This window comes from Klebsiella huaxiensis (assembly GCF_003261575.2).
In the GTDB taxonomy this organism is placed as follows: domain Bacteria; phylum Pseudomonadota; class Gammaproteobacteria; order Enterobacterales; family Enterobacteriaceae; genus Klebsiella; species Klebsiella huaxiensis.
In genome coordinates this window covers 5,677,208-5,697,724 of the sequence record NZ_CP036175.1, presented here as the reverse complement: position 1 = coordinate 5,697,724, position 20,517 = coordinate 5,677,208, and the positions used below count along the sequence as shown (strand labels likewise).

Below are 20,517 nucleotides of genomic sequence, written 5' to 3'. Positions count from 1 at the left end.
TGATACTGCGCGTTAAATAATCCTATAAAGCAACGCAACACAATTCATACCCCTTTCAGTAGGCGTCATTACCTCCTGGAATGGTGCCTTTCATTGAGGAAGTCTGTAGTGAAGAAAAAAACAAAAGTCAGCCTGGCCTGGCAAATTTTGCTGGCCCTGGTGCTGGGCATACTTCTGGGTAGTTACCTGCATTACCACGCTGAAAGCCGCGACTGGTTAATCTCGAATCTCCTGACGCCTGCCGGCGATATCTTTATCCATCTGATAAAAATGATCGTTGTACCGATTGTGATTTCGACCCTGGTGGTTGGCATTGCGGGCGTGGGTGATGCGAAACAGCTGGGCCGTATCGGCGCGAAAACCATTATCTATTTTGAAGTGATCACTACGGTGGCGATCGTGCTGGGGATTACCCTGGCTAACGTTTTCCAGCCGGGAACCGGGATCGATATGTCGCAACTGGCGGCGGTGGATATTTCAAAATATCAGAGCACCACGGCGGAAGTGCAGAGTCACGCGCATGGTTTCATGGGCACGATCCTTTCGCTGGTGCCGACCAATATCGTGGCGTCGATGGCGAAAGGCGACATGCTGCCGATTATTTTCTTCTCGGTGCTGTTCGGCTTAGGGTTATCTTCGCTGCCCGCCACCCATCGTGAACCGCTGGTCACGGTGTTCCGCTCCATCTCCGAAACCATGTTTAAAGTGACGCACATGGTGATGCGCTATGCGCCGATCGGGGTATTTGCGCTGATCTCGGTGACCGTGGCGACCTTCGGCTTCGCCTCACTGTGGCCGCTGGCGAAGCTGGTGATTCTGGTTTACTTCGCGATTCTGTTTTTCGCACTGGTGGTGCTGGGCATCGTGGCGCGTGTATGCGGGCTAAGTATCTGGATCCTGATTCGCATTCTGAAAGATGAGCTGATTCTGGCGTACTCCACCGCCAGCTCTGAAAGCGTGCTGCCGCGAATTATCGAGAAGATGGAAGCCTATGGCGCGCCGGCGGCGATCACCAGCTTCGTGGTACCGACCGGCTACTCGTTTAACCTCGATGGCTCAACGTTGTACCAGAGTATCGCGGCCATCTTTATTGCCCAGCTGTACGGTATTGATCTGTCCATCTGGCAGGAAATTACCCTCGTACTGACGCTGATGGTGACGTCGAAAGGGATTGCGGGCGTACCGGGCGTCTCCTTCGTGGTGCTGCTGGCGACGCTGGGCAGCGTGGGGATTCCGCTGGAAGGTCTGGCGTTCATTGCTGGCGTTGACCGTATCCTCGATATGGCGCGTACCGCGCTGAACGTAGTGGGTAACGCGCTGGCGGTACTGGTTATCGCCAAGTGGGAGCACAAGTTTGACCGCAAAAAAGCGCTGGCGTATGAGCGTGAAGTGCTGGGCAAATTTGATAAAACGGCGCAATAAAAACAAAGCCCGGTGCATCGCATCGGGCTTTTTCTTATCTTTTACTTATCCTGTCGAACTCTTCGCACCCGGTATCAAACCCTTCCTGACAGCTGACATTGAGCCAGTGCAGCGCTTTCTGTTTATTCGGTTCAATAAAGCCTTTTTCCCCTTGCTGGAACAGCATTCCGGCCCAGTATTCGGCATAGCCAGTGCGGGAGAGAGCGGAGCTCTCTTTAAAGTACTGCGTCGCCTTTGCGTCATCTTCCGGCGGATGAACGCCGCTGGCGTAGATCAATCCCAGCAGCATTTGGGCGTCGACAGCGGAGTCGCTTTCCGGGTCCCGCGCGGCATCCTGCAACAGCGTAATGGCGTGCGGATAGTTCGGCGTTCCGGCCTGCTGGTTCACCAGCACCCGAGCGAGAACAATTTCACCCGCCTTGCTGCCAACCTGCACGGATTGTTCTGCCAGCGCCTTGGCCTGGTGATAGTCGGCCTGCTGCGGATTACGAATCTTAAGCTGGGCCAACAACGCCAGCGCATCACCGTCACCCTTGTCAGCCGCTTTTTGCGCCCAGTATTCGGCCTGCGGAAAATCACCGAAGCTGACGTAAGTATCCGCCAGGTAATATTGTGCGCGCGGATCGCCCGCTTCGGCTTGCTGTTTGTATTGGCTGCCAGGTTCCATGGCTCCTGCGGTGAGGCTTACTATCACCAGCAGTAAAGAGAGGTATTTCATTTTTTATTATCGGTAGAGGACATAGTGAGCAGTATAAAGGGAGGCGAAGAAGAAGAAAACGACGGGAACTCGTGGGGAGTTCCCATGCTTTACCCGAACAATAGTGCCGTCTGTTTCCCGGGGGCGGCGCTAACGCGCCTTGCCCGGGCTACAAATTCACAGTTGTCTGTGGTCCGGTAGCACGGACAGATGAGAAGCACCGCCTCCGGGGAGGCGGCTTGATTAACCCATTGCGCTTTCGCGCAGACGGGATTTCAGCTTGTTGTACTCGTCAATCACATACTGCTCGGCGGCACGTTGATCGCTAATCCGCTCAATGTTGACGGCACAGTACTTGTACTCCGGCGTTTTGGTTATTGGGCTCAGGTTCTCGGTCACCAGCTCGTTACAGGCGCCAATCCACCACTGGTAGGTCATATAGACCGCCCCTTTGTTCGGACGATCGCTGACCTGCGCGCGAGTGATAATGCGGCCTTTGCGCGAGTTAACCCACACCAGCGCTTCATCCTCAATGCCCAAACGTTCGGCATCGGTGGTATTGATTTGCGCATAGCCAGGTTCATCCGCCAGCGCGGCCAGCGCCGCACAGTTACCGGTCATCGAGCGGCACGAGTAGTGGCCGACTTCACGCACCGTCGACAGCACCATCGGGTACTGCTCGGTGAGCTTGTCAATCGGCGCGACCCAGTCGCAGGTGAAGAACTGCGCCAGACCATTCGGGGTATCGAACTTCTCTTTAAACAGATAAGAGGTCCCCTGATCGGCGTCGGATTCATCGCGGCACGGCCACATAATGTAGCCCAGCTCGCCCATTTTCTCGTAGGTCGCGCCAACGAAATCCGGGCACAGATGACGCAACTCGTCCCAAATTTCCTGGGTGTTGTTGTAATGCATCTTGTAGCCCATCCGAGTGGCGATTTCGCTGATAATCTGCCAGTCGGTTTTCAGATCCCACTTCGGTTCAACCGCTTTAAAGAAGCGCTGGAAGCCACGGTCCGCTGCGGTATAGACACCTTCATGCTCGCCCCACGAAGTGGACGGCAGGATGACATCAGCCGCCGATGCGGTTTTGGTCATGAAAATATCCTGGACGATAACCAGTTCCAGCTCTTCAAACGCTTTACGCACGGCGGACAGCTCGGCGTCGGTCTGAAGCGGATCTTCACCCATGATGTACGCCGCCCGCACTTCACCGTGCGCCGCGCGATGTGGCAGTTCGCTGATGCGATAACCGGTATGTTCCGGCAGGCTGTCAACGCCCCAGGCTTTGGCGAATTTCTCGCGGTTTTCCGGGAACTTGACGTACTGATAGCCGGGATAAGTATCCGGCAGCGCACCCATATCGCAAGCACCCTGAACGTTGTTCTGACCACGCACCGGGTTGACGCCAACGCTCGGCTTGCCGAGGTTGCCGGTCAGGATCGCCAGGCTGGTCAGAGAACGTACGGTCTCCACGCCTTGGTAGAACTGGGTGACGCCCATACCCCACAGAATGGCGGCGGATTTCGCGCTGGCGTACATACGGGCGCAGGTGCGGATCTCCTGAGCGCTGACGCCGGTAATCTCTTCCACCGACTCCGGCGTATAGCCTTCGACGATTTTGCGATACTCCTCGAAGCCCTCAGAACGGCTGGCGACGAAGGATTTATCGTAGAGATCCTCTTCAATAATGACGTGCCCGATGGCGTTGAGTAGCGCGATGTTCGAGCCGTTCTTCAACGCAATGTGCATATCGGCAATGCGCGCGGTTTCGATTTTACGCGGATCGCAGACAATAATTTTCGCCCCATTGCGTTTGGCGTTAATTACGTGATTCGCCACAATAGGGTGTGAATCTGCCGGGTTGTACCCGAAGATAAATACGAGATCGGTATTGTCGATCTCAGTGATGGCATTACTCATAGCGCCGTTACCGACCGATTGGTGCAGACCTGCAACCGAAGGGCCGTGTCAGACGCGAGCGCAGCAGTCGACGTTATTAGTACCAATAACGGCGCGCGCGAATTTTTGCATCACATAGTTAGTTTCATTACCCGTCCCGCGGGACGAACCGGTAGTCTGAATTGCGTCAGGGCCATACTTCTCTTTAATGGCGCTGAGACGGGTGGCGACGTAGTCGAGCGCCTCATCCCAGGAGACGGATTCCAGTTTGCCGCCACGCTGGCGACGGATCATTGGGGTTTTGAGGCGTGGGGTCAGGATCTGGGTATCGTTAATGAAATCCCAGCCATAATAGCCTTTCAGACACAGGGTACCCTGGTTGGTTTTCCCCTGCGCCGCCTCAGCCCGGACGATTTTGCCGTTATCGACCACCAGGTTGATTTTGCAACCTGATGCGCAATATGGGCAAACCGTGACGACTTTTTTCATCGGTCTTGCTCCAGTTAATCAATTGGCGCATACGCGCTATCGCGCCGTCACTATGCATCTTCTATGCCATGTTTTCATTGTGGGTATCGACTGATGATACGTCGTTTTTTTGGGCGAAATGCTGACGAAAAACAGGCTATCGTCAGTTTTGACGTGTCGAAGCGAAGGGATGTGACGGGGAAGGGAAATCCGGGTAAGGCGTTCAGGCCACAACCCGGAAAAATTTATGCTAAATAATAGCTGCGGGCCAGTGCCGCCGCGCCCTGCGCTCCGTTGAACGCCGATGAGGAAGCTGCAACAAAGCGCAGCGCCTGATACGGCAGAGGGCGACGAACGTAGGTTTTGACCATTTCGATTAGCGCGTCGCGCGGAAAGGCGGGCATATCCATCACGCCGCCGCCAAGGATCACTGCGTCAGGGTCGAACAGGTTGATGCTGGTGGCGATGGCGCGAGCGGCATGGTTCAGCAACGTCTGGACAAACGGTTCTTGTACGGCGTGAATAAACAGCTCGCCAAGTTCATAAGCCCTCGGCTCCTGCTCGTACCAACGTTTTAGCGCTATGCCGGAGCAGACAGTTTCCAGACAGCCGGGATTACCGCAGGCGCAGGTGAGGGCGTCATCGCCCTGTGGAATATGCCCCAGCTCGCCCGCAACGCCGTGCGCCCCGGTCCACGGCGCGCCGTTCAGCCAGATAGCGAAGCCCATTCCGGTACCGAGATAAGCCGCCAGCACCTCCTGCTCTTGCAGACCATTTTCCTGGACATCAAACGAGAGCTGCAAATTAACGTCGCGGGAAAACTCCACCGGGCAGCCTAATGCTGCTTCCAGCCGGTCGACCAGGTTATACAGATCGTCGGCGGTCAGAGGCAGATTGGGGGTAGAGATAATCGTGCGTTTGTCTTTTGCCACCAGCGCCGGAAAGCCCATCACCAGCCCACAACAGTGGGCAGAGTGGTTGGCAAGCTGCCGCTGTAGCAGGCTTTGAATACCGCTGACCAGGCCATCGGCGGCGATAACGTCCGCAGTGCGCAGCTTTTCACAGTGCAGCGCTTCGCCCTGCGCCGTTTGCAGACAAAAACGGATATGGGTCGCCCCCATATCCACGCCCGCGACGACGTTACGCTGTTTTTGCATGAGGCTGTACCTCGTTTTTCGCCGCCAGGATCTGCTCCGCCATCACCTGCCACGCGTCATGGATGTTGTCACCATGGTTAAAGAGGCCGGACGTGCCGACGATAAAGACATCTGCGCCCGCCGCCATCAGTTTTTTGTAGGTGGCTTTGTTGCAGGAGCCGTCGATTTCGATTTCGTAGCTCAGTCCTTCGCGCTCGCGCCAGGCTTTCAACTCAGCGATTTTCTCCAGCATCTCCGGGATAAACGGCTGTCCGGCGAAGCCTGGATCGACAGTCATCACCGTGATTTTGTCGGCTTTATGAATGTAGTACTTCATAGTCTCAACCGGAGTTTCCGGGTTGAGGATCAGCCCTACTTTCATGCCGAGGCGGCGGATTTCCTCAATCAGGCGGAAGGCCTGGCCGTTAATGGTCTCCGGGTGCAGGGTGATAAAGTCCGCGCCCGCCTGCGCCAGCTGGCTGATGTAATCCTGCGGGCGGGTGACCATCAGGTGGCAGTCCAGCGGTTTGCTGGCCAGCCGCTTCACCTGGCTGACGAAAAACGGCGACAGCGTCAGGTTCGGTACAAAATGGCCGTCCATAATGTCGATGTGAAAATAGTCTGCGTGCTGGTCGATAAACTCGATCTGTTCTTTGAATTTCAGCAGATCCATACACATTAAAGAGGGAGCAATTTTCATTATAAATTCCTTACTTACTGATAAGACGGTCGAGAGCGACAGCCGCGATGATTAATCCGCCCATCACCACCAGTTGGTAGTAGGTTTGTACTTGCAGAATATTCAGTCCGTTGTTGATGGTGCCGATGATTAAGCCGCCAATGACCACTGAGAAGATGCGTCCCTTGCCACCGAAGAAGCTGGTGCCGCCGATAATGGCGCTGGCGATGGCGTACGTTTCAAAGCCCATGCCTGCCAGCGGTTCCGCCGCGCCGAGACGTGCCGTAGAAACCACGCCCGCAAGGCCAGCGCAAACGCCGGAGATAATAAACACCAGCAGCATGTGGAATTTGACGTCGATACCGGAGTAAAACGCGGAGTTTTTGTTGCCGCCCAGCGCATAGATATTGCGCCCCAGCCGGGTGCGAGTGGTCAAAAACCACAGCAAAACCGCCACAATCAGCGAGAAAATGACCGGTACTGGAATGCCCAACGGCGTGGCAGCAAAGAAGTTAACGAAGCCAAATGAGAAGCCGTACACCGAGTTGGCATCGGAAATCACCAGCGTAATGCCGCGGAAAATAGCGTTGGTGCCAAGGGTGATAATAAACGGATGCAGGCCGGTCCAGTTGACCAGGCAACCGTTAATCGCCCCCAGCGCACCGCCGACCAACACGCCGCCAATCAGCGCCGCAAGGAACGGATCGACGCCCGCCAGCATCAGCTTGGCGGTGACCATCCCGGAGAGCGCGAGGATTGCTCCGACCGACAGGTCGATCCCGGCGACGAGGATCGCGAAGAATTCGCCCATGCCGATCAGCACGGTCACCGAACTCTGCACGAAGATCTGCGTAATGTTGTTGGTCGTCAGGAAATACTCCGACGACAGGGTGCCAAATATCGCGACGATAATTGCGAGGATAAAAAAGGTGCCGTATTTATCCCAGAACAGCGCGAAGTTAAACGGTTTTTTCTCGTCCATGTCGCTTTTCACTCTTGTGGTAGTGCCCATGCCATAATCTCCTCTTCGCTCAGATCGTCGCGATTGGTCAGGATTTGCGTCAGTCGCCCTTCGCAGAACACGGCAATGCGGTCGCAGACGGCGATAATTTCAGGAAGTTCGGACGACACCATCAGGATGACTTTTCCGTCATCGGCCAGCTGGCGCATCACTTTATAAATTTCGGCTTTTGCGCCGACGTCGATACCGCGCGTTGGCTCGTCGAAAATAATCACTTCGGGGTTGCAGCATAACCATTTGGATATCAGCACTTTTTGCTGGTTTCCGCCGGAAAGCTCGCCAATGTTCTGATCGACGGAATGACACTTCAGCCCCAGCAGTTGGCGCTGCTCTTCGGCCGTTTTGTGTTCACTGCTTTCGTGAAATAGTCCCATTGCACCTTTATAACCACCGCGCTTCAGGCTCTGGCTAACCGCCATGTTCTGGGCGATGGAAAAATTGGGGAAAAAGCCGTTTTCCCGGCGGCTTTCGGTGATGTAGCCCATGCCTTTCTTTAAAGCGTCAAGCGGCGTGCGAGGGGAGATCTCTTTGCCATTAAGGTAGATTTTGCCGCCTGCGCGCTTATCGACACCAAACAGGCAGTTCATTAATTCAGTGCGCCCGGAGCCCACCAGTCCGGCAAAGCCAAGAATTTCACCGCGATTGACGCTAAAGGAGATATCGCGAACTTTTTTCTTGTCGTGGCTGGTGACGTTTTTCACTTCGAAGACCGTTTCGCGCACGATGTTGCCGGTACTCTCTTTCATGGCGTTGAAGCGGTTCTGTAGCTCGCGTCCGACCATCAGGCGCACGATGTCATCGTTATTCACTTCGCTGACCATCCCGCTGCACACGCTGCTGCCGTCTTTCATCACCGTATAGCGATCGCAGATGCGACGAATTTCCGCCAGCTTGTGCGAGATATAGACGATGGCGGTGCCCTCTTTGCGCAGCTGGTTCATGATCAGGAACAGATAGTCCACCTCTTTATTGGTCAGCGAGGAGGTGGGTTCATCCATGATCAGCACTTTGGCGTCGAGCATCAGCGTCTTGGCGATTTCCAGCATCTGCTTGTGGCTGATGGACAGATTCGCCACTTTCTCGTCCAGGCTGACTTTTAATCCAACGCGCAGCAGCATCATTGCCGCCCGCACGCGCATTTCTCGCCAGTCGATAACCTTGACGCCGCAGACTTTTTTCGTCAGGTGACGGCCAATATATAAATTTTCCAGCACCGTTAATTCATCAATAACGCTGAGTTCTTGATAAATAATACCGATGCCGAGCTGGGCTGCTAATTTATGGTCCAGCTTGTCGTAGTTGACGTTATTAATGGTAATGGTGCCTTTGGTCGGTTCATGTATTCCCGACAGAACTTTCATCAGCGTTGATTTACCGGCACCATTTTCCCCTAATAACGCATGTATTTCGTGAGGGTAAACAGTTAAATCAACCGATTTTAATGCGTGAACCGGACCAAAGGATTTGCCGATCCCCGCCATTGAAATATATGGCGTGAGCATAGAGATTCCTTATATTTTCACCCTCTCCCTGTGGGAGAGGGCCGGGGTGAGGGCAACAGACCGGACAAGGCCTGTGTTATTTCGTCACCAGAATGGAATCCACCAGCTTAAATTGCGGGGCTTTATCCAGCGCGATTACTTTGCCGCTCTTCTCTGCATCAACCATTAGCTTCAGACCGGTTGCACCAATATCCGCCGGGTTTTGCGCGATGGTAGCCGTCATCTGCCCGGCTTCGACCATCTTGCGCGCTTCCGGAATGCCATCGGTGCCGACGACCAGAATTTTGCCCGTTTTGCCCGCGTTAGCGACGGCTTGCGAGACGCCCATTGCCATGGTGTCGTTGGCGCAGTAAATCGCTTTGACGTTCGGGTTACGCTGCAACACGTTAGTGGCAACATCCAGTGCTTTAATACGGTCCCAGTCGGCGGGCTGGCTGGCAACCAGCTTGATCTGGCTGGCTTTTTTGAAGGCTTCGGTGGCGCCGTTACGGCGAGCTTCACCGGACGCGTTACCAGCTTTGCCTTCGATAATAGCGACTTCGCCGCCTTCAGCGCCCAGTTTGTCGATGATAAAGTCAGCGCCTTTTGCCCCTACCGCCACGTTGTCGGTAGTGACAAAACCTTCCACGTTGCCGCCGGCTTTCTTCAGGTTATCCATATCGATTTTTTCATCGAGGTTGACCAGATAGATGCCCTTTTTCCAGGCTTTAGCCACCGGCATCACCAGATTTACGGAGGAGAGTGGCGCAAAGGCGATACCTTTGTAGTTTTTGTTGCTCAGGTCTTCAAACAACTGCAGCTGCGACTGGAAATCGCCTTCCGAAGGGGAGGCAAAAATATCGACGCTGACGCCCAACGTTTTGGCTTCATCTTCAATGCCTTTTTTCATATCAACCCAGAATGGGTTAGATAATGTTTTTAATACGACAGCGTAATCAGCGGCGGCAAAAGCGCTGGTGGTTAACATTACGCCCATGAGCGTACCGCTGAAAATTTTCAGATATTTATTCATATCAATACTCTCGGTGTAAGATACAGTTTTATTGATCCCACAAAGGTGGGATCGATTTTTATACCCGTCATACTTCAAGTTGCATTTGCGTTGGCTACGTGCGTTCACCCGAATCACTTACTTGAGTAAGCTCATCGGGACTCTCTTACTTGCCGCCTGCCTGCAACTCGAATTATTTAGGGTATATTTACTTCAGTGCGCCGGGTGAAAAGAAATTAACAATCGCGCCGGTTTTTTGCATATTTAAATTCGCTTGATCAATATCTAGTTGTGCGACTGAAACAAAGAACGCATCTAATAATGTCAGTTGTAATATACGCGCTGAGGCGTTTCGTCCCAATAAAGGCGTCTCTGGTGCTGGCGAACAAATAATAAAATCAGCTAGTTTGGCAATCGGTGAATGATAGCTGTGGGTGATGCAGATAATTTTGGCCCCATTCTTTTTAGCCAGTTCCACCGCCGATTTAATATCGCTGGTGCGTCCGGAGTGGGAAACCACCAGCACCACGTCGCCTTCTTTCAGCAGCGACGCGGACATCATCATGATATGTGCGTCCGGATAAGTCTGGCAGCGCACGCCGATGCGTAAAAATTTGTGCTGCACGTCGGCACAGATGGCGTTAGAGCCGCCCGCGCCGTACAGGTCGCGCTGATTGGCCTGGGCAAAGAAGCGCGCCGCGCGATGAATCTCATCAACGTTGACGATCGACTGGCCTTCCATAATGGTGCGCAGGGTGATGTTAAACACTTTGTTCACCACATCCTGCGGCGCTTCATCAAAGGAAAGCTCGGCAGGAAGAACCTGTTCAGACTGCGAAAAGTAGGCCTCAAGCGCGCTGCGCAGATTACGAAAACCGCTAAAGCCCAGCAGTTTAGAAACCTTCACGATCATGGCTTCGGATACCGACAGCGCTTCCGCGACATCCTTTATAGCCGGCGCATCGCTCAGATTGCCGGGCTTAAGCAACCATTCGACGATTCGGCTTTCGTTCTCGGTCATACCTTCCTGCTTCATGCGAAGCCAGGGGGCGAGGCCGATACCGTTGGGGAGCGAACTGGATTCTGACTGACTCATCGCTTTCTCTATTGTCCATAAAATGAAGACGCCACTATATCACCACAGGCAAAACAGAAAAGATACAATCAACTTCACAAAAAATGTATTTTTATAAAGTTTTGTATTTTGTGAAGTTTTATTGAATCTTTAAAAAATGAATTTATGATTTAAATGCATATAAATCATTTAGTTATGTTGTTTATTGTTACGTTGTAAAAATGAGAATATTCGACGTAAATATTTTTCATACTTGATTTGTGAAATGACGCCGTGTAGAACAGGCACAGATGACGGTGATTTTGCTGTTTAAATCGGCAATAACTGCCGTTTAAATCACAAGACAACCTATGTTCGTAAAGTTAACAACAGGCGAGGCTATGTATGAAAAGGATTGCATTTGGCTGCGATCACGTTGGGTTTATCCTGAAAGACGATATTCTGGCGCACCTGCACCAGCGCGGTATCGAGGTCGTGGATAAAGGAGCATGGTCAACAGAGCGAACCGACTATCCGCGCTACGCCAGCGCCGTCGCTCAGGCCGTTGCAGCCGGGGAAGTGGACGGCGGAATTCTTATCTGCGGTACCGGCGTCGGCATCTCTATCGCTGCTAATAAACACCCCGGCATTCGCGCCGTCGTGTGCAGCGAGCCTTATTCCGCGCAGCTTTCACGCCAGCATAATAACAGCAATATCCTGGCTTTTGGTTCGCGGGTGATTGGTCTTGAGCTGGCGAAAATGATCGTCGATGCCTGGCTGGCAGCCGAGTTTGAAGGCGGGCGTCATCAGGGCAGGGTAGATGCTATCGGCGCGATTGAACAGCAGCGGATTTGAGATTCCTCCGCTACTCGCGATGATAGCCGTTGATTAACGTAGAGCCAGCCCACCGATGAGACTGGCTTTATGAAACGTTACTCTACCGCTTTGCTTTTCTGCACCCTGGCGCTAGCCAACCCGCTGGCTCACGCTGATATTATTGACGACGCCATCGGCAATATTCAGCAGGCCATTAATGATGCTTATCACCCCAGCGATAGCCGTTCTGACGATGATTATGATGATGGGCGCTATCAGGACAGCCGTCAGCAAAACAGCGATCGCCAGCGGCAGTATGACGACAAGCAGCGTCAAATTGAGGATCGTCGCCGTCAGCTTGACGATCGTCAGCGCCAGCTGGACCTGGATCGTCGGCAACTGGAGAGCGATCAGCGTCGGCTGGATGATGATTACTGACGTGGGGCGACTCGCGGTGGTAGCCAGGGGATGATCAGCCCCATGACCACACCGGCAAGTAGACCTGAGCCAGTAAAAATCCAGAAAACCTCTTCATTCAGGATAAAGTGCAGAAGATCTCTATCAGTAAAAAGCAACATGCTTAATATCGCCGCCATCACGCTAATCCCCAGACCGATTGCCGCACTCGCGAGTGTGCGCCTGTAGTGGAACGCGTAAATATATGTAGGCAGGCAGGCGACGGCAATACCCGTCAGCAGCGCGGGGAGGGCGCCGATTAACCATGTCACGATAAGCAAGAACGGCAGCATGGAGACAATATTCCGAAGAAAGACGCCCGGTGACTCGTGATACTGCAATGCGATAGCGACGATTGAAATGATCGCAACCGGCAAACCGGCGCATGATGGCCCCAGCAGAGCAAACCAGCCGCCGTGGTGAAGAACTCGTCGTGTTGTCGTCATATGATTCCCTTCAGATGGTTAAGTCTGAAAGGAAGGTAGTGATGTTAAGTGAAGAGACGATGAAGTGCGCTTAGAGCCAATCCCATTAGGGCTATTTTGCTTGCCATTTTGAACCTGGGCAGTGCTCAGAATCCTCACGTACTACGTGTACGCTCCGGTTCTTGCGCGCTGGCCGTGTTCAAACTGGCTGCGCCAATAACGCCTACTGGGATAGGCTCTTAATCCAGCACAATCTCCATACCGTCAAATCCCGCTTCAAATCCCGCAGGCAGAGAATTATCCATCATCCACGTATCGAACTGGTGGCTGATATGGGTGAGGATCACCCGTGGGCAGCCAATCACCTGGTTAATCGCCCGCACGGTGTTGAGATCGCAATGGTTGCGCGGCGGTTGCGGGCGCGGCTCGTGGCTACAGTCGATGATAATGAGCTGCGGCTGGTTGTTGAGCAGAAATTTCAGCGTTTTTTCCGGCAGGGCGGCGGTGTCGGATAGCCAGGCGACCCGGCTATGGGCTGACTCCAGCAGATAGCCAAAAGTGAGCTTTGAGTGGTTTAGCGGCAACGGCGTGACGCGTAGTCCTTGCAGCTCGAACATGACAAACGGTTCGACGCTGTGGCTGAAGTCCAGCAGGCCCGGATGTTTGAACAGATCATCGCAGCCTTGTTCATCGGGCGGGCCATATACCGCAATGGTTTCGCCCACGCCCCAGCGCAGTGGGAACAGGCCCTGAACATGATCCATATGATAATGGGTGAGCAGAAACTGCTGAAAGCTACCGGCGGGCCACTGCTCCATCAGATCCGGTAACCCGGCATCGAGCAGCGTTACCGCGCTGTTGAACTTGACCACCGCGCTACAGGGGCGGCGTCGATATGCCTCGTCGCTGCGGGCGCGGCGGCAGGCGGGGCAGTCGCAGCCGAAAACCGGCACCAGCTGCGCACCGCCGGTGCCGGTTAAGCGGATAGTCAGGCTCATGCATTCTCCTCGCATCAGGCGAGCTGCTGTTCACGCCGGTTGCCGTGGACGCGGATCAGCGACACCAGGGCATCCACCGACTGGCTCAGACGGCCATCGTTGTTGAGGGTCAGGCACGCGCTCGGCGTATAACGGGCGGCGCGCTCCAGCCGTTGGGCGATCTCCGTTTCACTCTCTCGCCCACGCTGCTCCAGGCGTTGACGCAGCACTTCCGGCGAAACCTGCAAACAGATGGGCAGCAGGGCGTCGGCATAGCGCGTTTTTGCCTGGGCCAGGTGAGCGCGGGAGCCGTTGGCAACCACGTCAAACCCGGCGTGTAGCCACAGGTCAATCTCGATGCCAATACCGTAGTAATTGTTATTGGCGTGCCAGCTAAGCGCAAACAGATGCTGCTCGGCGCGGGTGAAAAACTCATGTTCGCTGAGCGCGATATGGTTCTCACAGCCCGCGTTGTGCGGGCGGGTAATGTAACGGTGCGCCACCAGTAGCTGCGGGTGTTCGCGCTGGCGCAGCGCCGCCAGCAGGCTATCTTTGCCGGCGCCGGATGGGCCGACCAGCCAAATCAGTTTCCCTGTCATTAAAAGACCCTCTTACCTTGACGCCAGACGTTATCGATATGGATATGCTCGCCGCGATGGTGTGCCAGCACCAGATCCGCGCGTTTACCTTCGGCAATCGCGCCGCGATCGTGCAGTCCCAGCGCCTGCGCGGGGTTTTTGCTCACCAGACGAATAGCCTGGGCGAGGGTAAACGCGTTGCCGTCGTCATCGGCGATGCGGAAAGCGGCATCCAGCAGGCTGGCGGGGTAATAGTCGGAAGAGAGAATATCCAGCAGGCCGCTGCTCGCCAGGTGATGAGCGGCGACGTTGCCCGAATGTGAGCCGCCGCGTACGATATTCGGCGCGCCCATCAGGACGTTCATCCCGTGCTGACGCGATGCCTGCGCTGCGGCTAATGTAGTGGGAAATTCGGCGATCACGCTGCCAAGCTGGTGCGATTCGACCACATGTTCATGGGTGGCGTCGTCGTGGCTGGCTAGCGCGATATTCCGCTCGCGGCACATGGCGGCAATGCTCTGCCGGTTGGGCTGCGACCAGGCCGCCGCCAGCGCCATCTGCTCCTCTTCGAATTTATCCATCTCTTCGTTGGTCAGATGATATTTCCCCTGGTAGTAGTCGCGATATTTGCTGCGGTCAGCGTACTGGCGCTGACCTGGGGAGTGATCCATCAGGGAGACCATGCTTACCGGCTCGCGGTTAACCAGCTTCTCAAACAGCGGCAGAGTGGTGTGATGCGGCAGCTCGCAGCGCAGATGCAGCCGGTGTTCGGCGCGGTTGAGGCCGCGTTTTTGCGTCTCTTCCACGGCGTTGATCATCTTTTCCAGATTCTCCAGACGATCGCCACCGTCGCGCACGTCACCAATGGCGACGGCATCCAGCACGGTGGTGATGCCGCTGGCGATCATCAGCGCGTCGTGACTGCTCATCGCCGAGTGGGCGGGCCAGTCCACCTTGGGACGCGGGGTGAAAAACTTGTCCAGATTGTCGGTATGCAGTTCAATCAGCCCCGGCAGCAGCCAGCCGCCTTCGCCGTCAATCGCCTCCGCCAGGCGACTCTGGCTTTCGGCAAAGGCAGAAATTCTGCCGTCTTGTACTTCCAGCGAACCGTTGACCACCTCGTCTTCGAGGACCAGCTTTACATTATTGATAATCATGCTGAAATCCCCATCGGATGCAGGCGGTCGGCGACCTGGTTACGCGTTGCCTCGTCGTGAAAAATGCCGACGATAGCCGCGCCGCGCGCTTTGGCTTCGTTAATCAGTTCCACTACCGCAGCGCTGTTTTTCACGTCCAGCGAGGCGGTAGGTTCGTCGAGGAGTAAAATCGGGTAATCGACCGCGAAGCCGCGGGCGATATTGACGCGCTGCTGCTCGCCGCCGGAAAAGGTGGAAGGAGCCAGATGCCACAGGCGTTCAGGAACGTTCAGGCGCGTCAGCAAGCGGGCAGCCCGTGAGGCGCTCTCTTCGCGCGTAACGCCCAGTTCGAGCAGCGGCTGCATGACCACTTCGAGAGCCGAGATGCGCGGGATCACCCGCAAAAATTGGCTGACCCAGCCGATGGTGGTTTTACGTACTTCCAGCACTTTACGCGCCGAGGCGCTGACCAGGTCGACCCATTCGTCGCCGTGGCGAATATGAATGTGGCCGCTATCGGGCAGGTAGTTGGCGTAAAGCGAACGCAGCAGGGTTGATTTTCCGCTGCCGGAATGGCCGTGCAGCACCACGCATTCACCGGTGTTAACGGTCAGCGAGGCGTCGGCGAGAACTGGCAGACGCACGCCGTGCTGCTGGTGCAGAACAAAGGTTTTATGGATGTTTTCAACGCGGATCATGTTGGCCTCTGGGGGTTGATTGCCGGGTGGCGGCTGCGCCTTACCCGGCCTACAGGTGCGCTGTTCGTAGGCCCGTGCAAGCGAAGCGCCGCCGGGCAACTGCAACATCAGTTCTGCAACACCGACGACACCAGCAACTGGGTGTAGGGGTGATGCGGATCGTCGAGCACCCGGTCGGTTAAGCCGCTTTCCACCACCTGACCCTGCTTCATCACCAGCAGGCGGTTAGCCAGCAGGCGGGCGACGCCGAGGTCATGGGTCACAATCACCACCGCCAGATTCAGCTCGACCACCAGGCCACGCAGCAGATCGAGCAGGCGCGCCTGCACTGACACGTCCAGCCCGCCGGTAGGCTCATCCATAAACACCAGTTTCGGCTGGGTTACCAGGTTACGAGCGATCTGCAAACGCTGCTGCATGCCGCCGGAAAAGGTGGTGGGGAGGTCGTCAATGCGTGAAGGCGGGATCTCCACCTCCTGCAGCCACTGCTCGGCGGTGGCGCGAATATCACCGTAGTGCCGGGCGCCGGTCGCCATCAGGCGCTCGCCGATATTGCCCCCCGCCGACACCTGGCGGCGCAGGCCGTCCATTGGATGCTGATGCACTACGCCCCATTCGGTGCGCAGCAGGCGGCGGCGATCCGCTTCGCTCATCGCGTACAGCGAGCGGTTCTGATAGCGCACTTCGCCCTGCTGCGGTGTCAGGCGGGCGGAAATCGCCTGCAGCAGGGTTGTTTTCCCGGAGCCGGACTCGCCGACGATACCCAGCACTTCGCCCGGCCATAACTCAAACGACACATCGCTGAAGCCTTTGCCCGGCGCGTAAAGGTGGGTCAGGTTATTGACCGCCAGTAACGGATGACTCATTTTTTCTGCGCCTCGCTCTGTTGGCGGCAATAGTCGGTATCGGAGCAGACAAACATTCGTTTGCCGCTGTCGTCGAGCACCACTTCATCAAGATAGCTATGGCGCGACCCGCAGATGGCGCATGGTTCGTCCCATTCCTGGACGGTAAACGGATGATCGTCGAAATCGAGGCTTTCCACCGGGGTATAGGGCGGCACCGCGTAGATGCGTTTTTCGCGCCCGGCACCAAACAGCTGTAGCGCGGGCATCATATGCATCTTCGGATTATCGAATTTAGGAATCGGCGATGGATCCATCACGTAACGTCCATTCACCTTTACGGGATAGGCGTAGGTGGTGGCGATATGGCCGAAACGGGCGATGTCCTCGTACAGCTTCACTTGCATCACGCCGTACTCCTCCAGCGCGTGCATGGTGCGGGTTTCGGTTTCGCGTGGTTCGATAAAACGCAGCGGTTCCGGGATCGGCACCTGGAAGATCAGGATCTGATCTTCGGCCAGCGGCGTTTCCGGGATCCGGTGACGAGTCTGGATCAGCGTGGCGTCTTCGGTGCATTCGGTGGTGGCGACGCCGGTGACGCGCTGGAAAAACTGGCGAATCGACACCGCGTTGGTGGTGTCGTCGGCACCCTGATCGATGACCTTCAGCACGTCGTTTTCACCAATCACGCTGGCGGTAAGCTGAATGCCGCCAGTTCCCCAACCGTAGGGCATCGGCATCTCGCGACCGCCGAACGGCACCTGGTAGCCGGGGATCGCCACCGCTTTCAGGATGGCGCGGCGGATCATGCGTTTGGTTTGCTCGTCGAGGTAGGCAAAGTTGTAGCCGGTCAATGCGTTAGCCACGTTGATTCTCCCGTTGCAGGCGTTTAAGCAGCGCCAGTTCGGCCTGGAAATCGACATAGTGGGGAAGTTTTAAGTGCGAAACGAAACCGGCCGCTTCGACGTTATCGGCATGAGCCAGCACAAACTCTTCGTCCTGGGCCGGGCCGGCCACCTCTTCACCGTACTCCGGTGCCTGGAGCGCGCGGTCCACCAGCGCCATCGCCATCGCTTTGCGCTCGCTCATGCCAAACGTCAGGCCGTAGCCGCGGGTAAAGTGCGGCGGCTCATCCTGCGGGTCAACAAAGCCGTTAACCATTTCGCATTCGGTCATCAGCAGTTCGCCGATATTGACAGTGAATCCCAGCTCTTCGGGGGTGATTTCTACCGCGACGTAGCCGCTGCGAATTTCACCGGCAAACGGGTGATTGCGCCCGTAGCCGCGCTGGGTGGAGTAGGCCAGCGCCAGCAGATAACCCTCGTCGCCGCGCACCAGCTGCTGTAAACGTGAAGAGCGGGAGCAGGGATAAACTGGCGGATTACGGGTGATGTCATCGGGCTGCGCGTTGCTATCTTGCTCGGCCTTTGTCAGTTCTTGCTGGACCAGAAGATTAAAGACGTGCGGTGTCGGTTCCTGTGGCGTGCTGTTGGTTGCCAGCGGCGGCGTTTCACCGTTGGCCAACAGGGTAAAATCGAGCAGGCGATGGGTGTAATCGTAGGTCGGGCCGAGCATCTGGCCGCCGGGGATATCTTTATAGACCGCCGAGATACGACGCTCAAGGCGCATGCTGGCGGTATTGACAGGCTCGCTGACCGCCAGCCTTTGCAGCGTGGTGCGGTAAGCGCGCAGCAGAAAAATCGCTTCAACGTTATCGCCGCTGGCCTGCTTTAGCGCCAGCGCCGCCAGCTCCCGGTCGGCGATGCCACCTTCGGTCATCACCCGGTCCACCGCCAGGTTGAGCTGCTGGCTAATTTGCTCAACGCTGATTTCAGGAAGCCGTCCATCGCCTCGGCGTTTATGTTCCTGCAGGGCGTGAGCGGCGACGATCGCCTTCTCACCGCCTTTGACGGCTACGTACATTAGCAGACCTCTACATGGGTGGTGCGCGGGATAGCCAACAGGCGTTCGCCGCAGGTCAGGATCAGGTCGATGCCCAGCGGGAACGGGTGCGGGCGCTCGGTCAACTCTTCAATAATGCATTCCGGCAGCTGCGGGGCGATCATCCGCTCTTCGGCGATGCCCGCGCCGGTCAGACGCAGCATACGACCGCCGCTAAGGCTGGCAAGCTGGACAATCAGCGTCACGCCAGTTTCCGGAGCGACGACGGTCCCGGCTGAGAGCACGTTCAACTGTTCGGCGCTGATGCTGTCGTTGGCGACGGCGAAGGTCGCCTGCTGGGGCTGTTCAACCAGCGGCGCGCCGGTATGAAATCGCAGATTCTGCCCGACAAGGTCGTTATGCAGCGCGGGAGCCAGCCAGACCGGCGTGTCGTGATCGACCAGCGTCAGCAGCAGGCTGGTGGAGGCGATATTCAGCGGCTGCCAGCCGTGCTGGAGCTGTTGCAGGGAGACGATCATTCCCGGCTCGCTCATTGCTTTCAGCAGACGGCGGAAACTGTGTTGGGCGTCCTGCACCGGTAGGGTAAAGGCGGTTTGTAATGTCATGCGTTATCTCCGCGAACCAGAGTAAAGAAGTCGACCCGGCTGGCGTTGACTTCGGCGCGTCGGGCTTCAATGCGCGCGCTACGTTGTTCTTCCAGCGGGGTTATCAGGGTTTCCATCAGGGTGTGAAAATGGTGTGGCGACTGCATCAGGGCATCGATAGCCGCACAGCGTTCGGCGTGCGGACGGTCGCGGCCAAGGATCCAGCTATAGCCGAGCGTTCCGTCGGCCAGGCGAATCGCGGCGCGGGTTAATGTGGTATCACCAGCAAAGAAACGATCGCCGATGCCGCCCATGCGCGCCTGTAGCTGCACCAGGCCGGTTTCCGGGGTGCGAATCAGCTCATACTGCGGCGCGAGGTTTAGCGTTTGCATCCGCGCAGCAAGCTCTTGTGGTTCACTGTGGGCCAGCACGGACATCCAGTGCTGGCGGGTAGCGGTATCAAAGTGCATTCAGTGCTCCATCGTGAATTCAATCATGTCGGCGCGGGTCAGGCTGACGGAGTATTCCGTTGCGCTCTGCTCGGCCTGGCGATGATTTAGCGTGCGCACGCACAGCAGCGGCGCCATGTTGGGAATGCCGAGGATGTTGCTCTCTTTCGCCTGCGCGCGTCGGGCGCTGATTTTGGTGCGTACGCGGGTCAGTTCGATATCAAGCTGTTCGCGCAGCAGGTCATGGAGAGAGCCGTGGGTAAAGGTTTGCAGCACCGGCCACAGGCGCAGGTCGGTAAAGTAGTGGTCTATCAGACACAGGGCGACGCCGTTAACGCGGCGCAAGGTGCGCAGGTGAATAATGTTATCGCCTTCGTTAATGGCAAAGGCTTCGGCCACGTGACTGCTGGCCGGGCGCAGGACCGACAGCAGCTTCTCGCTGGTCGGATGGCTGCCCTGTTCGAGAAGGTTCTGGCTAAAGCGCGCCTGGGCATTGAGCGGGTAATCTATCGGGCGCATCAGCACCAGTACGCCGACCCCCTGACGGCGCTGGACCCAGCCGCGTTCCACTAGCTGATCGATAGCCCGGCGCAGGGTATGGCGGTTGACTTCGAAGCGGGTCGCCAGCTGCTGCTCTGCGGGAAGATAGTCGCCGCAGCGGTAGTGGTGGCGAAGCTCTTGCTCAAGTTTGGCGGCAATTTCCTGATATCGTGTCGGGTAACTGGTCGGATGTCTGGATAAGTACATGTCAATCGAGCCTCACTAAGGACAAGAAGGTT

The 20,517-nt window shown here is 56.2% G+C and carries 22 protein-coding genes; 3 read left to right on the top strand and 19 right to left on the bottom strand.

Annotation, left to right across the window (positions count from 1 at the left end):
• Positions 1–108: 108 nt before the first annotated feature.
• On the top strand, positions 109–1,422 hold the full coding sequence (gene gltP / locus DA718_RS27255) for a glutamate/aspartate:proton symporter GltP (protein WP_112215858.1): 1,314 nt from the start codon (positions 109–111) through the stop codon (positions 1,420–1,422).
• Between the two features lie 34 nt (positions 1,423–1,456).
• Here the strand turns inward: gltP and DA718_RS27250 are convergent, their stop codons facing one another.
• The 8 genes from DA718_RS27250 to DA718_RS27215 all read right to left on the bottom strand — a co-directional run bounded on the left by DA718_RS27250 (position 1,457) and on the right by DA718_RS27215 (position 10,914).
• Positions 1,457–2,140 (bottom strand): tetratricopeptide repeat protein, encoded by a 684-nt coding sequence (locus DA718_RS27250; protein WP_112215857.1) that lies wholly within the window; start codon positions 2,138–2,140, stop codon positions 1,457–1,459.
• 222 nt (positions 2,141–2,362) lie between these two features.
• A complete protein-coding gene (fdhF, locus tag DA718_RS27245) occupies positions 2,363–4,510 on the bottom strand; it encodes a formate dehydrogenase subunit alpha (protein WP_112215856.1) in 2,148 nt (715 codons plus the stop codon).
• A gap of 224 nt (positions 4,511–4,734) precedes the next feature.
• On the bottom strand, positions 4,735–5,646 hold the full coding sequence (gene alsK / locus DA718_RS27240) for an allose kinase (RefSeq protein WP_112215855.1): 912 nt from the start codon (positions 5,644–5,646) through the stop codon (positions 4,735–4,737).
• Positions 5,630–6,325 (bottom strand): D-allulose 6-phosphate 3-epimerase, encoded by a 696-nt coding sequence (alsE, locus tag DA718_RS27235; protein WP_112215854.1) that lies wholly within the window; start codon positions 6,323–6,325, stop codon positions 5,630–5,632. Before alsE ends, alsK begins: the two co-directional genes overlap by 17 nt.
• 10 nt (positions 6,326–6,335) lie before the next feature.
• Positions 6,336–7,316 carry a D-allose ABC transporter permease gene (gene alsC / locus DA718_RS27230; protein ID WP_112215853.1) on the bottom strand — a complete coding sequence of 327 codons (981 nt, stop codon included), beginning with the start codon at positions 7,314–7,316 and terminating at the stop codon, positions 6,336–6,338.
• Positions 7,295–8,827 carry a D-allose ABC transporter ATP-binding protein AlsA gene (alsA, locus tag DA718_RS27225; RefSeq protein ID WP_112215852.1) on the bottom strand — a complete coding sequence of 511 codons (1,533 nt, stop codon included), beginning with the start codon at positions 8,825–8,827 and terminating at the stop codon, positions 7,295–7,297. Before alsA ends, alsC begins: the two co-directional genes overlap by 22 nt.
• A 76-nt stretch (positions 8,828–8,903) precedes the next feature.
• On the bottom strand, positions 8,904–9,839 hold the full coding sequence (alsB, locus tag DA718_RS27220; RefSeq protein ID WP_112215851.1) for a D-allose transporter substrate-binding protein: 936 nt from the start codon (positions 9,837–9,839) through the stop codon (positions 8,904–8,906).
• Between the two features lie 187 nt (positions 9,840–10,026).
• Complete coding sequence (locus tag DA718_RS27215; protein ID WP_112216292.1) at positions 10,027–10,914, bottom strand: MurR/RpiR family transcriptional regulator; 888 nt, start codon at positions 10,912–10,914, stop codon at positions 10,027–10,029.
• 363 nt (positions 10,915–11,277) lie between these two features.
• Here DA718_RS27215 and rpiB point away from each other — a divergent pair, with 363 nt between their 5' ends.
• Together rpiB and yjdP are read left to right on the top strand one after the other, a co-directional pair.
• A complete protein-coding gene (gene rpiB / locus DA718_RS27210; RefSeq protein ID WP_112216293.1) occupies positions 11,278–11,727 on the top strand; it encodes a bifunctional allose-6-phosphate isomerase/ribose-5-phosphate isomerase RpiB in 450 nt (149 codons plus the stop codon).
• A gap of 69 nt (positions 11,728–11,796) precedes the next feature.
• The gene (yjdP, locus tag DA718_RS27205) at positions 11,797–12,126 is read left to right on the top strand and encodes a DDRRRQL repeat protein YjdP (RefSeq protein WP_112216294.1); all 330 of its coding nucleotides are present in this window, start codon (positions 11,797–11,799) and stop codon (positions 12,124–12,126) included.
• Here yjdP and cbrB read toward each other — a convergent pair.
• From cbrB to phnF, 11 genes are all read right to left on the bottom strand, one after another.
• Complete coding sequence (gene cbrB / locus DA718_RS27200) at positions 12,120–12,590, bottom strand: inner membrane protein CbrB (RefSeq protein WP_112216295.1); 471 nt, start codon at positions 12,588–12,590, stop codon at positions 12,120–12,122. The genes yjdP and cbrB overlap by 7 nt on opposite strands.
• A 218-nt stretch (positions 12,591–12,808) precedes the next feature.
• Positions 12,809–13,567, bottom strand: a complete 759-nt coding sequence (gene phnP / locus DA718_RS27195) for a phosphonate metabolism protein PhnP (RefSeq protein WP_112216297.1) — start codon at positions 13,565–13,567, stop codon at positions 12,809–12,811.
• A 14-nt stretch (positions 13,568–13,581) separates the two neighbouring features.
• Positions 13,582–14,145, bottom strand: a complete 564-nt coding sequence (gene phnN / locus DA718_RS27190; protein WP_112216298.1) for a ribose 1,5-bisphosphokinase — start codon at positions 14,143–14,145, stop codon at positions 13,582–13,584.
• The gene (gene phnM / locus DA718_RS27185; protein ID WP_112216299.1) at positions 14,145–15,281 is read right to left on the bottom strand and encodes an alpha-D-ribose 1-methylphosphonate 5-triphosphate diphosphatase; all 1,137 of its coding nucleotides are present in this window, start codon (positions 15,279–15,281) and stop codon (positions 14,145–14,147) included. The genes phnN and phnM overlap by 1 nt, the downstream gene beginning before the upstream one ends.
• Positions 15,278–15,958: a phosphonate C-P lyase system protein PhnL gene (gene phnL, locus DA718_RS27180; protein ID WP_112216315.1), complete on the bottom strand. Its 681-nt coding sequence runs from the start codon at positions 15,956–15,958 to the stop codon at positions 15,278–15,280. Before phnL ends, phnM begins: the two co-directional genes overlap by 4 nt.
• A 107-nt stretch (positions 15,959–16,065) precedes the next feature.
• Positions 16,066–16,824 carry a phosphonate C-P lyase system protein PhnK gene (gene phnK / locus DA718_RS27175; protein WP_112216300.1) on the bottom strand — a complete coding sequence of 253 codons (759 nt, stop codon included), beginning with the start codon at positions 16,822–16,824 and terminating at the stop codon, positions 16,066–16,068.
• Positions 16,821–17,669, bottom strand: a complete 849-nt coding sequence (locus DA718_RS27170) for an alpha-D-ribose 1-methylphosphonate 5-phosphate C-P-lyase PhnJ (protein WP_112216301.1) — start codon at positions 17,667–17,669, stop codon at positions 16,821–16,823. Before DA718_RS27170 ends, phnK begins: the two co-directional genes overlap by 4 nt.
• Positions 17,662–18,726 carry a carbon-phosphorus lyase complex subunit gene (locus tag DA718_RS27165; protein ID WP_112216302.1) on the bottom strand — a complete coding sequence of 355 codons (1,065 nt, stop codon included), beginning with the start codon at positions 18,724–18,726 and terminating at the stop codon, positions 17,662–17,664. Before DA718_RS27165 ends, DA718_RS27170 begins: the two co-directional genes overlap by 8 nt.
• Entirely contained in the window at positions 18,726–19,310 is a 585-nt protein-coding gene (gene phnH / locus DA718_RS27160; protein WP_112216303.1) for a phosphonate C-P lyase system protein PhnH, read from the bottom strand. Before phnH ends, DA718_RS27165 begins: the two co-directional genes overlap by 1 nt.
• Entirely contained in the window at positions 19,307–19,759 is a 453-nt protein-coding gene (gene phnG, locus DA718_RS27155; RefSeq protein ID WP_112216304.1) for a phosphonate C-P lyase system protein PhnG, read from the bottom strand. The genes phnH and phnG overlap by 4 nt, the downstream gene beginning before the upstream one ends.
• Positions 19,760–20,485, bottom strand: a complete 726-nt coding sequence (gene phnF, locus DA718_RS27150) for a phosphonate metabolism transcriptional regulator PhnF (RefSeq protein ID WP_112216305.1) — start codon at positions 20,483–20,485, stop codon at positions 19,760–19,762.
• Positions 20,486–20,517 lie beyond the last annotated feature (32 nt).